This is a genomic window from Hyphomonas sp. J20-32 (assembly GCF_055808555.1).
The window spans coordinates 1,439,946-1,453,818 of record NZ_CM147873.1 but is presented as its reverse complement, the minus strand read 5'-3'; the positions used below and the strand labels follow the sequence as shown (position 1 = coordinate 1,453,818).

At 60.5% G+C, this 13,873-nt stretch carries 15 protein-coding genes; 7 read left to right on the top strand and 8 right to left on the bottom strand.

Annotation, left to right across the window (positions count from 1 at the left end; genetic code table 11):
- Nucleotides 1–117: 117 nt before the first annotated feature.
- The 3 genes from AC0L7I_RS07305 (at nt 118) to AC0L7I_RS07295 (ending at nt 3,297) form a co-directional block, all read left to right on the top strand.
- The gene (locus AC0L7I_RS07305; RefSeq protein WP_473398892.1) at nt 118–2,202 is read left to right on the top strand and encodes a prolyl oligopeptidase family serine peptidase; all 2,085 of its coding nucleotides are present in this window, start codon (nt 118–120) and stop codon (nt 2,200–2,202) included.
- A gap of 4 nt (nt 2,203–2,206) precedes the next feature.
- On the top strand, nt 2,207–2,602 hold the full coding sequence (locus tag AC0L7I_RS07300) for a globin (RefSeq protein ID WP_473398891.1): 396 nt from the start codon (nt 2,207–2,209) through the stop codon (nt 2,600–2,602).
- Nucleotides 2,603–2,673: 71 nt separating this feature from the next.
- Entirely contained in the window at nt 2,674–3,297 is a 624-nt protein-coding gene (locus AC0L7I_RS07295) for a glutathione S-transferase family protein (protein WP_473398890.1), read from the top strand.
- 4 nt (nt 3,298–3,301) lie between these two features.
- Here the strand turns inward: AC0L7I_RS07295 and AC0L7I_RS07290 are convergent, their stop codons facing one another.
- Both AC0L7I_RS07290 and AC0L7I_RS07285 read right to left on the bottom strand, forming a co-directional pair.
- Nucleotides 3,302–3,895, bottom strand: a complete 594-nt coding sequence (locus AC0L7I_RS07290) for a cupin domain-containing protein (RefSeq protein ID WP_473398889.1) — start codon at nt 3,893–3,895, stop codon at nt 3,302–3,304.
- Nucleotides 3,896–3,970: 75 nt separating this feature from the next.
- Nucleotides 3,971–4,987 carry an AraC family transcriptional regulator gene (locus AC0L7I_RS07285; protein ID WP_473398888.1) on the bottom strand — a complete coding sequence of 339 codons (1,017 nt, stop codon included), beginning with the start codon at nt 4,985–4,987 and terminating at the stop codon, nt 3,971–3,973.
- A gap of 116 nt (nt 4,988–5,103) precedes the next feature.
- On the opposite strand from AC0L7I_RS07285, the gene AC0L7I_RS07280 reads away from it, so the two are divergent.
- The gene (locus AC0L7I_RS07280; protein ID WP_473398887.1) at nt 5,104–5,928 is read left to right on the top strand and encodes a DUF2306 domain-containing protein; all 825 of its coding nucleotides are present in this window, start codon (nt 5,104–5,106) and stop codon (nt 5,926–5,928) included.
- Here AC0L7I_RS07280 and typA read toward each other — a convergent pair.
- Nucleotides 5,925–7,757 (bottom strand): translational GTPase TypA, encoded by a 1,833-nt coding sequence (gene typA, locus AC0L7I_RS07275; RefSeq protein ID WP_473398886.1) that lies wholly within the window; start codon nt 7,755–7,757, stop codon nt 5,925–5,927. The two genes, AC0L7I_RS07280 and typA, sit on opposite strands and share 4 nt — an antisense overlap.
- 147 nt (nt 7,758–7,904) lie before the next feature.
- Between typA and nudC the strand changes: the two genes are divergently transcribed.
- The gene (gene nudC, locus AC0L7I_RS07270) at nt 7,905–8,819 is read left to right on the top strand and encodes an NAD(+) diphosphatase (protein ID WP_473398885.1); all 915 of its coding nucleotides are present in this window, start codon (nt 7,905–7,907) and stop codon (nt 8,817–8,819) included.
- Nucleotides 8,820–8,922: 103 nt separating this feature from the next.
- The gene (locus AC0L7I_RS07265) at nt 8,923–9,195 is read left to right on the top strand and encodes a hypothetical protein (RefSeq protein ID WP_473398884.1); all 273 of its coding nucleotides are present in this window, start codon (nt 8,923–8,925) and stop codon (nt 9,193–9,195) included.
- A gap of 174 nt (nt 9,196–9,369) precedes the next feature.
- Here AC0L7I_RS07265 and AC0L7I_RS07260 read toward each other — a convergent pair whose 3' ends face one another.
- From AC0L7I_RS07260 to AC0L7I_RS07245, 4 genes are all read right to left on the bottom strand, one after another.
- Complete coding sequence (locus AC0L7I_RS07260; RefSeq protein WP_473398883.1) at nt 9,370–9,882, bottom strand: outer membrane beta-barrel protein; 513 nt, start codon at nt 9,880–9,882, stop codon at nt 9,370–9,372.
- A gap of 229 nt (nt 9,883–10,111) precedes the next feature.
- On the bottom strand, nt 10,112–10,570 hold the full coding sequence (locus AC0L7I_RS07255) for a YHS domain-containing (seleno)protein (RefSeq protein ID WP_473398882.1): 459 nt from the start codon (nt 10,568–10,570) through the stop codon (nt 10,112–10,114).
- 112 nt (nt 10,571–10,682) lie between these two features.
- Nucleotides 10,683–11,213 (bottom strand): hypothetical protein, encoded by a 531-nt coding sequence (locus AC0L7I_RS07250; RefSeq protein ID WP_473398881.1) that lies wholly within the window; start codon nt 11,211–11,213, stop codon nt 10,683–10,685.
- 130 nt (nt 11,214–11,343) lie between these two features.
- Complete coding sequence (locus AC0L7I_RS07245; protein ID WP_473398880.1) at nt 11,344–11,922, bottom strand: carboxymuconolactone decarboxylase family protein; 579 nt, start codon at nt 11,920–11,922, stop codon at nt 11,344–11,346.
- Nucleotides 11,923–12,059: 137 nt separating this feature from the next.
- Between AC0L7I_RS07245 and AC0L7I_RS07240 the strand changes: the two genes are divergently transcribed.
- Nucleotides 12,060–12,953, top strand: a complete 894-nt coding sequence (locus tag AC0L7I_RS07240; protein ID WP_473398879.1) for a LysR family transcriptional regulator — start codon at nt 12,060–12,062, stop codon at nt 12,951–12,953.
- On the opposite strand, the gene AC0L7I_RS07235 is transcribed toward AC0L7I_RS07240, so the two are convergent.
- On the bottom strand, nt 12,950–13,786 hold the full coding sequence (locus AC0L7I_RS07235; RefSeq protein WP_473398878.1) for a prephenate dehydratase: 837 nt from the start codon (nt 13,784–13,786) through the stop codon (nt 12,950–12,952). The two genes, AC0L7I_RS07240 and AC0L7I_RS07235, sit on opposite strands and share 4 nt — an antisense overlap.
- Nucleotides 13,787–13,873: the final 87 nt, after the last annotated feature.

Sequence of the window (13,873 nt, the reverse complement as noted above, 5' to 3'; positions counted from 1 at the left end):
AGACCGCGAATCGCAAGAGCGCGAGTGAGTCGCCGAGGCCCCGCCCGCGAATTTATTGTCCGCGTCGGCAGGCCCGTGCTATTTCCTTGGTTCCAGACACGCAAAAAGGGGTGAGCAATGAAAATCCGGCACATTTTGATGGCGGGCGTGACCGTTCTGCTCGCAGCTGGCGGCGCCACTGCGAAAGAGGATGAGGCCCCTTCCAAGCGATTCACGGCGGACCGGGTGTTCGACATGGAATACGCATCCGATCCGCAAATCTCCCCGGATGGCAAGACGGTCGCCTATGTCCGCCATTCCATGGACCGGATGACCGACAAGGATACCGGCCAGATATGGATTCTCTCGCTGGCTGACGGCTCGAACCGCCCTCTGGTGACAGGCGGCGCAGGCGCTGGTGCGCCGCGCTGGTCGCCCGATGGCAGCCGGATCGTCTATTCAACGGCAACCGACGGCAAGCCGGAAGTGCGCGTCCTCTATCTCGACTCGGGCCGCAGCTTTCCGCTCGCACAATTCCTGGAAAGCCCGTCCGAAGTGGTCTGGTCGCCGGACGGCAAGCATGTCGCGTTCAGCATGTTCGTGAAGGGCGAGGCGCCCTCGTTCGCAAAAGCGCCAACCCCGCCGGAAGGCGCGAAATGGAATGACGGCGTGAAGGTCATCGACCGCCTGACGTTCCGCTTCGATGGTGAGGGCTACCTGAAGGATGGTGCAACGCAGGTATTCGTGCTGCCGGTCGATGGCGGAACGCCCCGCCAGGTCACATTCGGCAAGGCCGACATGACCGGACCGGAATGGCTGGACAATGATACGCTGCTGGTCTCGGGAAATACCGCAGAGGACCGCGACCTCGATCCGGTCGAAAGCGAAATCTACGCGGTGGAACTGGCCGACCTGTCGGTGACGCCGCTGACCAGCCGCGACGGGCCGGACGCCGGTCCTGTCGTCTCACCCGATGGCAAGACGATTGCCTATCGCGGCTTTGACGACAAGACACTGTCCTACCAGCAGGCCGATCTTTACCTGATGGATGCCGATGGATCGAATGCACGCCCGCTTGCAGCAGACTTCCCGGGTGAGATCGGGATGACCAAGTGGGCCCCGGATGGCAAGAGCCTCCTTGTCCTGTCGGAGGATCATGGCGTCCTGACGCTGTTCGACATCGACCTGAAGGGCAAGGTTTCGCAGGTCGTGACCGGTATTGGCGGCGGGTCGATCGGCAGGCCCTATGCCGATGGCAGCTTCTCGGTCAGCGGCGGCCGGAAACCGGTCGTCTCCTACATGGCAGGCTTTGCCGACCGCCCCGCCGAAGTGGGGGTCGTCGGCATGGACGGGAAGAACCCGAAAGTGCTGACCGCGCTCAATGCCGACGTGTTGCCCTATCTCGAAATGGCGAAGGTCGAGGAGATCAAGGTGACATCCAGCGCCGACGGCCGTGAGATCGAAGCCTGGGTGGCCTTCCCGCCGGATTTCAAGGCAGATGGCAGCTTCCCGATGATCCTGGAAATCCATGGCGGGCCATACGCGATGTACGGACCCTTCTTTGCCAGCGAGATCCAGCGCTATGCGGCAGAGGGTTATGTTACAGTCTGGTCGAACCCGCGCGGCTCGACCGGGTATGGCGAGGACTTCGCCCTGCTGATCGACAAGGCCTATCCGGGTAATGACTATGATGACCTGATGAGCGTTGTCGACGAGATGGTGGCACGCAAATATGCCAATCCGGAACGCCTGTTCGTGACCGGCGGGTCGGGCGGCGGCATCCTGACGGCATGGATCGTCACCAAGACGGACCGGTTTGCAGCAGCGGCATCAATCAAGCCGGTGATCAACTGGATGACGATGGCGCTGGCCGGCGATATCGCGCAGGTCGTGCGGCGTCACTGGATACGGGCCGAGCCCTGGTCGGACCCGGAAGCCTTCCTCAAGTTTTCGCCAATCCGCTATATCGACAAGGTTGTCACACCGACGATGATCATGGTGGGCGAGGAAGACTATCGCACCCCGGCCTGGGAGGCCGAGCAATTCTACACGGCGCTGAAAATGCGCGGCGTGGACACGGTCTATGTTCGGGTACCGGGTTCGCCGCACTATATCGCTTCGCGCCCCAGCCGCCTGATCGCCAAGACGGACAATATCATGGGCTGGTTCGCCAAATACGATCCAGCGAAGAAAGACGCAGCAACCGACGACAAGGAGGACTAGCGCCATGCCGGACCTCGATCTCATCCTGAACAGCCTCGAAGCCCTCGCCGAGCGCGAGGGCGACCCGGCACCTGCGATCTATGCACGTTTGTTCGCCGACCATCCGGAACTCGAAGCGCTGTTCTCCATGGACACCGATGGCGGCGTACGCGGCTCAATGCTGCAGCAATCGTTCGACTGCCTGATCGATGTGGCCGAGGGCGGCATCCTGGCACCGGTCATCCTCGGGGCCGAGCGCGTGAACCATGGCACCTATGGTGTACCGGACAACCTGTTCGACGCCTTTTTCAGCACGATCCGTGATTGCGTTCGCGACGCCATGGGCGCGGACTGGACGGCGGAAACGGACGCGGCCTGGTCACGCCTTCTGGCGCGCACGGCGACGCTTGTAGACGCCTAGGAGGTTGCAAGCGCCCCTTATGCGCCCCCCTCGCTAGGCAGTGGTTTGAACTTGTAGCGGAGGAATGCAGAATGATCCTGATCGGCATGTATGACAGCCCGTTTGTTCGGCGCGTGGGCATCGCGCTGCGCCTGTACGGCATCGCGTACGAACACCGCGCATGGTCCGTGTTCGGCGATGCCGGGAAGATCATGGCGTACAATCCGCTCGTGCGGGTGCCGACGCTGGTACTGGACGATGGCGAAGCCTTGATCGACAGCGCGGCCATACTCGATGCGCTGGACGACATGGTGGGACCTGAGCGGGCGATGGCGCCGCGATCCGGCGCTGCCCGCAGGGCGGTTCTGAAAACCTGCGCATTGGCCTCAGGCATGGCCGACAAGGCCGTGGCGCTGGTCTATGAACGCCATGTGCATGAACGGGCGAACCCGACATGGATCGAACGGTGTGCAGGACAGATTACACGGGCGATGAATGAGTTGGAAATTGCCCGCACCGCGCAGGCAACGCGGTTCTGGCAGGGTGACATGATCGGGCATGACGATGTCATGGTGTCATGCGCGGTCACGTTCATGCGCGATGCATTGGCGGATGATATCGACCTGTCACACTGGCAGGCGCTGAAACGTCATACCGACATGTGCGAGGACCTCTGGGAATTCCGCGAAGTCCTGATGAAGTTCAAGTTGGGCTAGACGCCTATTTCGGCAACAAGTCGAGGGCTTCCTGCGGAAATCTGGCAGGCTCGACGATCACATTCCGGGCCGCAGCGGTTTCGCCAATGATGGCACCTATCCGTTCCGGGGAATCAGCATTTTCTGCACGGATCTTCATCACGACCTCGTCGAAGAATGTCTCGAATTCACCAGGCGCAATTGCCAGAAGGAGCGTTGCCGGTTCGTCCGACGGATTCCAGAATGCATGCATATGCCCTCTCGGAAGCGCCGCAATCGTGCCCGGTGGCGCAGAGACCTGCTCGTCTTCATTCAGGAAGACGACATTGCCTTCCAGCACGATGAAGTATTCGTCCTCGTCAGCGTGTGTGTGGGGCGGAGCGCCCACGGAGCGCGCTGGCACCGTCAACTCCAGAAGGCTGACCTGGGACGGCGTATCGCCCTGCCCGACCATGACGCGTGTGATGTGCCCCGGGAATTCGATCGGCTCGGCCTCGCCGAGATGATGGAAGGAGGCCGCGTAGGCAGCCGGATCAGGCTTCGGGTCCTCAGCAGCCTGATCTGCACCTGAACAGGCCGCGAGCATGGCGGCGAACAGAACCGGATAAAGTGTACGCATGAATTACCTCCCCATTTTTCCCGATAAGACCAATAATGGACTCGACGGCGCAAATCAAATGTGGTGGCGGACGGATCAGGCCTTGGCGGCTTGTCCCGGTCGAGTACCGGTCCAGCGGTGGAAGGCGCGAGAGAATGATGAGGGATCCGAGAAGCCGACGAGGTAGGCTGTCTCGTTGACCGAGACTTTCTCGCCGGACAGGTAGTGCAGCGCCATCTGGTGGCGGAGGGAATCGAGCAGGGAGTTGAAACTTGTGCCTTCCGCCTTGAGCTGGCGGTAAAGGGTCTGGCGGCTGACACCCATACGCGCTGCAACATTGTCCATGGTGACATCGCCTGTGTGAAGGACAGGCAGCAGAATCGCCTCGACGCGCGCAGCAACGCTTTGCAATGCATCAAGCGATTTCATCAACTCGTCGGCCCGCGCGCTGAGCGAGCCGAACACGTAGCGCGGCGCCTTGGACAGGCGCAGTGTAAAGAAGGCCTCCGTGATTTCCATTGCGTTGCGACTGGTGCCGAAAGTCACCGGCACGCCAATTATGCGCTCATAGGCATCGGCATAGGCTGGCGCGGCGTGGGTGACTTCAGCAGAGCAATAAAGCGGGGTATCGGGAAAAAAGTACCGGGTGCCGCAGATGAACCTGCCAAGTGTCGACTCGGTGAGTTCGGGAAACTCGTTCGGGTTCTTGCGTGTGTCGATAATGAACGCGCGGCTGCCTTCCCGCGTGATGACGAACCGGTCGCCATCCGACGGCGCTGTCGTGTCGATGACCAGGCGGCCATAGCGGTTCATCTGGCGGAAGGCTTCGGGCATGTCCGGCGCCGCGTGGGTGATCAGGCCGACGATGGTCAGGTCGTTGAACCGAACCGTGGATCCGAACAGGAGCCCCAGAGTCGGTTCGCCGGACAATTCCTTGCCTGCGCGCATGAGCGTCTTGAAGGCCGCCAGCGGAACGCGTGTGTCCGCGTCGGCGAGGTCTGCCTCAGCAATGCCTGCGCGGGCGAGCAGAGCCTCACGCGGCGCGCCGTGGGATACGGCAAGATCGAGCAGCGCCGAGGCATAGCCGGCAGATACAGTCGCCCTGACCGTCATCGGGAAGCGGCCAAAATGTTACTGCGCGTCATGATTATGTCGCCAAGTGTCATGGGGAGAGGGTCACCCGTCCGGTAGCTTGTCGCAAGACCTAAAACGGCTGGAGTGAACCCGAAATGACCAACAGCGCCGCAATCGCGCGTTCGCGCGCCCTGATCGATCCGCGCAAGGCGTTGTCCTTTGCAGGGGCCGTATGGTTCACGGCGGCCGCGATCGGCCAACTGGCCTTCGTGCTCTATATCGCGGCTTTCTATTACATCTTGACGTTCCAGGGTGACTTCGAACGCATGGACGAACGTGTAATCCACGGCTTCGTCAGCGGCGACGTTCTGGGCAACGCCCTGTTCCTGTCTCATGTGCTGCTGGCCTTCTGGATTACCGCGAGCGGGCCGCTGCAATTCATCCCGCAGGTACGCAACCGGTTCCGAACCTTTCATCGCTGGAACGGACGCTTCTACCTCACCGTTGCCCTGCTCACGAGCTCCGGCGCCCTCATCCTCACCTACCTTCGCCCGAATCTCGGATCGCTTGCCTTGCTGGCCCTCAACACGGCAGATGGCGTGCTGATCATCGTGTTCGGATGCCTTGCCCTTCGGGCGGCCCTCAAGCGTCGCTTCGACGACCATCGGCGGTGGGCCCTGCGCATGTTCATTGCAGTCAGCGGTGTGTGGTTCTTCCGCCTAGGTTACGGGTTCTATTTCTTCATCACGGCGGGAGAAATGCCAGGATCACACAACCTGACGGGCCCGGCAGACATTGCCGTCGCCGGTACCTGGGTCGTCGCGCTGGCCGGACTGGAGCTATACCTGCTCGCCCAGAGAGGCCGGTCAGGCGCCCTCAAACTGACAGCAGCCGCGATGACGATCGCGGCTGCCGGAGCAGTTCTGGTGAGCAGCTATTTTGCCGCCCAGATGTTCTGGCTGCCGGCGTTGGCGGCCTAGTAGTCGGGGTTCGACTTGGCGTGGCGCTTGCGCTCGTGCGGGTCGAGAAAAATCTTGCGCAGGCGAATATTCTGCGGCGTGACCTCGACCAACTCGTCGTCCGCAATATAGGCGAGCGACTTTTCTAGAGTCATCTGGATTGGCGGCGTGAGGCGAACTGCCTCGTCGCTGCCGGAAGCGCGCATGTTGGTGAGTTTCTTGCCCTTGAGGACGTTCACTTCGAGATCATTGTCGCGCGTATGCTGGCCGATAATCATGCCGGCATAGACCTTGTCGCCCGGATTGATGATCATTGGGCCACGGTCTTCGAGGTTCCAAAGCGCGAAGGCGACAGCCTCGCCCTGCTCCATGGCGATCAGCACGCCGGTATGACGGCCCTGGATACGGCCCTTGTGTGGGGCGTATTCGTGGAAGACGCGGTTCATGATGGCAGTGCCGCGCGTGTCGGACAACAGCTCTCCCTGATAGCCGATCAGGCCACGTGTCGGCGCATGGAACACCATGCGCGTACGTCCAACGCCCGAGGGCCGCATGTCGAGCATGTCGGCTTTACGCTCGGACAGTTTTTGCACGACGATACCGGAATGATCGTCATCCACGTCGATGACGACTTCTTCGATCGGCTCGAGCTTCTCGCCATTCGGGCCTTCCTGCATCACAACCTGCGGACGCGAGACACCAAGCTCGAAGCCTTCGCGGCGCATGGTTTCGATGAGCACGGCGAGCTGGAGTTCGCCCCGGCCGGAGACGGTGAAGGCCTCGGCATCGGTAGCGCGGTCTACCTTGAGGGCGACGTTGCCTTCGGCCTCCTTGACGAGCCGGTCCCAGATGATCCGAGATGTAACCTTGGTGCCTTCAGTACCGGCAAGCGGCGAGTCGTTGACGCGGAACGTCATCGAGATGGTTGGCGGATCGATCGGCTGGGCTTCGATCGGGGTCGAAACCGATGGATCACAGAACGTGTCGGCGACGTTTGCTTTCGTCATGCCGGCGAGCGAAACAATGTCACCAGCCACGCCCTCATCGACCGGTACGCGCTCAAGGCCGCGGAAGGCGAGAACCTTTGACACGCGGCCCTGTTCGACCAGCGAGCCATCGCGTGCAAGGACCTTGATCTGCTGGTTCGGTTTTACCGTGCCGGACGTAATGCGCCCAGTCAGGATACGTCCGAGGAACGGGTCGGACGAGATTGTCGTGGCGAGCAGGCGGAACGGGCCTTCTTCGACTTTCGGGGTCGGCACATGGTCGACGACCATCTGGAACAGGGCGTCCATGTTGGTGGTCGGATTCTCGTAGTCGGTGTTCATCCAGCCCTGCTTGGCCGACCCGTAGAGGATCGGGAAGTCGAGCTGTTCGTCGCTGGCGTCGAGGTTCGCGAAGAGGTCGAACACTTCGTTGATGACTTCGTCGGGGCGGCGCTCTGGCTTGTCGATCTTGTTCACGGCCACGATGGGGCGCAGGCCGACTTTCAGCGCCTTGGAGACCACGAACTTGGTTTGCGGCATCGGGCCTTCGGATGCATCGACGAGCACAATGGCACCATCAACCATCTGGAGGATACGCTCGACCTCGCCGCCGAAATCGGCGTGGCCGGGCGTGTCGACGATATTGATGCGGTGGCCTTTCCACTCAACCGAGGTGGTCTTGGCGAGGATCGTGATGCCACGCTCGCGCTCGAGATCATTGGAGTCCATCGCGCGCTCGACGGTCTTCTCGTTCTCACGATAGGTGCCGGACTGTTTGAGCAGTTCATCGACCAGCGTGGTCTTGCCGTGGTCGACGTGGGCGATGATCGCAATATTGCGCATTTTCTCGATGGACTGGGACATAAGAACTATAGGCTTTCGGGAGGAGGAATTGGGTGTCTGGAGCGCGCCCTAGCCGAATATGCAGGTTTTGACTATGGGGTATGGGCAGGATCGCGTGTGGCGGTTAAGCAATTCCCTTCCCTCGCAAACCCGGTAGTGTCCCGATCCATGACAAATTCCAACGATATGCCGCTCGCGGCGAAGCCTCTCGACCGCGCGGCGCATCGTCGTACCGATGAAGCCTGGCTTGAAGCGGCCATGCAGCAGGACGACGTGCTGTTCTTCCTGATGCGCAAGGGCGAACCCTTCGTCGAAAAGAGCGGACTGTTCTGGATGGGTCCCGAAGCGCGCAAGCTATCGCCCGCTTCGCCAACGCTGTTCCTGGGCGAGGACAAGCAGGGCGCGCCGGTCTTCGCGCTCAATCTGCCCGACGGTTTCGACGTTGGTTCCTCGCTGATCGCAGGCGCCGGCGATTTCAGCGAATTCCGCATGGCCGTTGGCGCGATGGCCGAGATGGAAGCCAATCTTGTTTCAACCGCTCGCAGCCTGTTCCTGTGGCATGCCAGTCATGGCTTCTGCGCCAAATGCGGCGGACGGGTTGGCGTTGTCGATGCCGGATGGAAGAGCCAGTGCCCGGAATGCGGCGCCGAGCATTTCCCGCGCACCGATCCTGTTGCAATCATGCTGGCAGTGAAAGACGGCAAATGCCTGATCGGTCGCCAGGCGATGTGGCCCGCAGGGTTCATGTCGTGTCTCGCCGGCTTTTGCGAGCCGGGCGAAACGATCGAACAGGCGGCGGCCCGCGAGCTGTTCGAAGAGGCAGGCATCGTGTGCGACCCGGCAAACGCGGAATATGTCGCCTGCCAGCCCTGGCCGTTCGCCTCATCGCTCATGGTCGGGCTGATTCTCGAAGCCGAAACCCTCGAAATAACCGTCGATAAAACCGAGCTCGATGAAGCAAGATGGATCACGCGCGCCGAAGCACGCGAAATTCTTTCCGGCAAACATCCCGAGATTTTTTGCCCTCCCGCGATGGCAATTGCTCATCATATATTGAAGACTTGGGCTCTTCGGGACGACTAGTCGTATACGGACCATTGTTTCCGCTCGCGCCTCAGGTGAAAATCAAGAGTTGATTTCCCGCGAATCACAATATTATTGGCTCGCCACTGACAGGAGATCGGAAATGGCAATTGCAACGAAAAAGCCGGCCGCAAAAAAGCCGGCAGTGAAGAAACCAGCCGCTAAGACGGCAGCAAAAAAACCTGCTGCCAAACCGGCAACCAAGACTGCAACAAAGACCGCTGCGAAACCAGCGGCCAAAAAACCAGCCGTTAAGAAGCCGGCCGTCAAAAAGCCCGCTGCAAAAGCTGCTGCGAAACCAGCCGTGAAAAAAGCCGCTGCAAAGCCAGCCGCAAAAAAGCCTGCTGCAAAGAAGCCGGCCGCAAAAAAGAAATAAGTCTGAGGACGACAATTCGGAAAACGGGCGAGCCTGTCTCGCCCGTTTTTTTATACGTGAATGGCGCATGATGTCGGGAGAATGGAACCCCCGCACCCACTCCGAGTGCGGGGGCCATCCAGCCGGGCAGTCAATTAAGGGCTGCCCGCCCGACCGGACCGTTATCGGCCAGACCTAGAATTTCAGAACGTAGGCAACGTCGATCACGTCGATCGAGTCGTCATAGTCGAGATAGGTATAGCCGACGCGGATGCCCTGGTTGGGAGCGAAGTAATAGTCGCCGCCAACACCGAGCGCCGCAGCGTCGTCATCGGCCGAAGCGGACACGCCGCCAGCCGTGGCTTTGATCTCAGTGCTCACATAACCGATCCGGCCGAAAACATCGGCCTTTTCAGCGAATGGAATCCGACCGACGGCATATGCGCCGTAGGAGTTTTCCAGTTCAACGTTCGCATTGATACCGGCAATCGTCGTGGATTCATCAGCAACGCCGACGCCCGCTTCGATTTCTGCACCGAGGAATTCGTTGAAGTTGTAGCCTCCACGCAGCTGGATGGCGCCGAGGTCGGCATCGTCCGCGCTATAGTTGCCGTAGCCGATCGTACCGTAGAAGCCGGTATCCTGCGCGAAGGCAGGAGCAGCCGCGAAGGCAACAAGGGAAATGGCCGTGGTGAGTGCAAGTTTCATGGGAGGTATTCCTTTTGTTATCCCGTCTCCGGGAAACCGGAATCTAGCGATTGATTGCGGCAAATTGCATGAATTCGGATTTATGTTTGCGTGCGGAAAAAAAGTGTGTCCGCCGCGCAACGCGCCACAATACGGGTCTTGAGAAATCAGGAAAAAAGCAGGCGGCACGTCTCCGGAAAGGACACGTGCCGCAGGTAATTGGCGATTCAGATTTGTGGCGGAAACTGCCTTATTGGTTAAGCGCGGACCATTCCGTATCGGCTTTCGAAATGAAGCCCGGGATGTCGGCATTCCATTTACCCTGAATGTCGGAATTGTAATTCAGATAGAGCTTGCCATCGACAATCTTCCAGTGGCGGGCGTCCCCCTTTGCATACTTGCCGTCGGCCATCGCCCAGGCACAATAACCGCCATATTGCGGTACATAGGCGGTGGGATCGGCGATGAAGGCATCGCGGTGTCCCGCACTGGTGAACCGGAACGTTGCGCCCTTGTATTCGGCGGTGAAATCCTTCGAGCCTTTGGCGGGGACCCCGGTATCGAAATAGGCGACAGGATCATAACCCTGCAGGGCCGTCGTCGAGAACCGGCCGGTATAGATTGCCGGCTCTGCTGCGGCTGCAGGCACGAACGCCACGACGGGTGAGATGGCGATTGCAGCGGCAATGAGAAGGGGACGGAGTTTCATGGACGTTCTCTTGAGATTGCGTTGAGGTAAGTGGGGTCACCGGGGCCCGGGAGGACGTTCGAGGCGGAGTGGGAACAGCCCCGAAAAAAGACCCCGGCGACCGGGCAAAAACTCAGACGGGGTGGATCCGGGTTTTCGCAAACGCGTTTGGCGACGCTAGCTCCGTTACCGGCAAGATGGCGTCACGAATTCCGCCCAGGATGGCGAACAGGGTCTGGCGCCGCCCGATGAGAAGCGTCAGCGAACCCACCCAGACCGTTACAGCCATGGCGAACAGGCCACCACCATCATTGTTCGGATCGATACCGAGCGGCGTGAACAGGTGGAAGCTGACTGCCCCGCTCATGACGGCGACGGCAATCAGGGCGCCGAGCGTCTGGAGACGGCGGAACGCAGCAAACACGCCGAGTAGGAGGCAAGCCGACGCGACCAGTTCGGCCGAACCGATGACATACTGGCTGAACAGGCCAGTCTCCGCGAACAGTCCCCCTGCCCCAAAACTGCCAGCCCAGGCGTCCAGCCGGCCAAAGATGGCCTGCGTTTCGGGGGCATTGGTGAACTTGTAGCGCAAGCTGTCCAGGAACACGGCCGAGGCAATGAGGCTGAACACGTGCGGCGCGTAGGATTTGATCTTGTCGAACATTGTGAGCGTCCCTCTCAGGTTTCTGCGGGCAAGGTCTCATGTCGCGGTACTCGCGGGCAATGCAAACACCTGTGAGCCGGGCCCACGATTCCGTGAACGCGCAGCGTGCGTTACGTATGTATTGCCGACGTCAGTCGTCGTCTCCGGCGCATGCCCGGGTACAAGGCGCCCAGGCGAACGGCTTGTAGACCGCATTCAGCGGCGTTTCGGCCACATGGTTGGCATAATTCGACATCGTCTTGAGGGCGACGCCGAGAACCACACCCAGGATGGCCGCCTTATCCCAACCTGCATTCAGGAACACCGAGACATCCGTGTCCGACACGAAGCCGCGCTGTTGCGCCATGCGGCGGGTGAAGACGCGCAATGCTTCCAGCCGGGGAGCGGAGATAGTCTTGTTGTTGCGGATGGCATCTATGACTGACACATCGAGGCTTTCAGCTGCCGCTGCAGCCGAATGCGCGGCAACGCAGAAGTGGCAGGCGTTCTCGATGCTGACCGTCAGCTGAACGACCTGACGCTCCAGAGGCGAAAATCCCGCGTCTTCGAAAATGCGCGACAGGCAGAGATAGCCTTCAAGAGCGGCAGGATTCTCCGCCAGCACGCCCAGCATGTTCGGAATGACCCCGTTTGTGCGCTTCACCCGCTCAAGCAAGGACCGCACGGCGGGTGGCGCAGTCGTCTCGTCATGGATTTTCAGGTTGCTCATGAGGACAGCTTTCTCGATCAGGGACGGACGAGGCGGCAAATTCGCCCTGGTTGACCGAGTTTTAGGCGCTTTTGCCCTTCGCAGAACGCTGACACACCCCATATGCTTCATTCTGAATACGCATAGGAGGCCCGGGGGTGGACCGTATAGATGCCATGCGCCTGTTCATTCGCGTTGCGGATGCGGGCAGCTTTTCCAAAGCCGCAAGCGATCTTGGCCTCGGCCAGCCGACCGTTTCGCGGCGGATACAGGACCTTGAGGCAAGTCTCGACGCCGCCCTGTTCCTGCGTACGACACGGTCGCTGAGCCTGACAGAGGCTGGCGAACGGTTTTACAAGCGCGCAGGCGATATTCTCGCAGAGTTCGACGATGCTGAGGCGGAGGCGCGCGGCCTGGACCACGAGCCGGTAGGCCTGCTGCGCATTTCCTGTGTCTCATCCATGGCGCGCCTCGTGATCGGGCCGCGGATCGCGAGCTTCATGAAGCTCTATCCACATGTTCGCGTCGATGTGCTGACGGACGATACGTTCACAGACCTCGTTGGCGAAGGGGTCGACCTCGCGTTCAGGATCGGCACGCTGGTCGATTCCAGCCTGATGGCCAAGAAGGTGGGCGAAGCCCCCCGGGCGCTGTGGGCCGCACCCGGCTACCTCGAGGCCCGGGGCACTCCGCAGCATCCGCGTGACCTGGCACAGCATGATGCAGTCATGTTCCGACAGACTGCGACAACCGAGTGGGTACTGTCGCGCGACGGCGAGACTGTCAGCGTCAAGGTCGATGGACGGTTCAAGGCCTCGTCAGGAGACCTCCTGCTACAGGCAGCGCAGAATGGGCTCGGCCTGTTCCTGTCCGCCAGCTGGCTTGTTTCGGACTGCGTCAATGATGGCAGCCTTGTCCGCGTGATGCCCGAATGGACAGCGACGCCAAGTCCGATCCATTGCGTTTGGACGTCTGGCAAGCTGCGCGGCAAGGCCAAGCTTTTTGCCGAGCATGTTGCTGACGCGCTGCGGTTCGAAACGCAGACCTGCTAGAGGCCGACGGTCGGTTTCGCGGGAAACACGCCGAGGACTTTCAGTGACTGCGAAAAGAAGCCCAGCTCTTCAAGCGCGTTCTGGACGGGACGCTCGTCGGGATGGCCTTCGATTTCGGCATAGAACTGCGTCGCCGTGAACGAGCCGCCGATCTGGTAGCTCTCCAGCTTGGTCATGTTGATGCCGTTCGTCGCGAAGCCGCCCATGACCTTGTAAAGCGCAGCTGGAATGTTGCGGACCTCGAACAGGAAAGCGGTCTTGGCAGGTCCCTGCCCGGCTTCGATGTCAGACGGCTCGCGGGCCATGATAATGAACCGCGTCGTGTTGTGGGCAGCGTCCTCGATGTCTTCGGCCAGAATGTCGAGGCCATAGACCTTGGCAGCAAGGCGCGGCGCGATGGCCGCAATAGACCGATTACCCGCTTCAGCCACTTCGCGGGCCGCACCGGCGGTATCGGCGGCTGTTACCGGTTCGATATTGTGAGCTTTCAGGAAGTTGCGGCACTGGCCGAGACCCATGATGTGGGACCGGGCCTTCTTGATCTCCTCCAGTTTCACCCCCGGCAGGCCCATCAGCTGAAAGCGAATCGGCAGGTAGTGTTCGCCGACGATCTGAAGGCTGGTCGTGGGCAACAGATAGTGAATGTCACCGACACGCCCGGCGATCGTATTTTCGACCGGAATCATGGCGAGATCAGCGTCGCCCTTCTCGACGGCCGTAAAGCAGTCTTCAAAGGTGCGGCAGGGCAGCGGCGACAGGCGCGGATAGGCCTCGTTGCAGGCAATATGCGAATTTGCCCCCGGTTCTCCCTGATAAGCGATGTGATTGGCCATTCGGCGTCCTTTTTACCTGGTCTGCATGCGTCGGATCGCCGCGACGAAAGGAGAAGCGCGTCTTCGTCACAGCCTTTATGTTGTCTG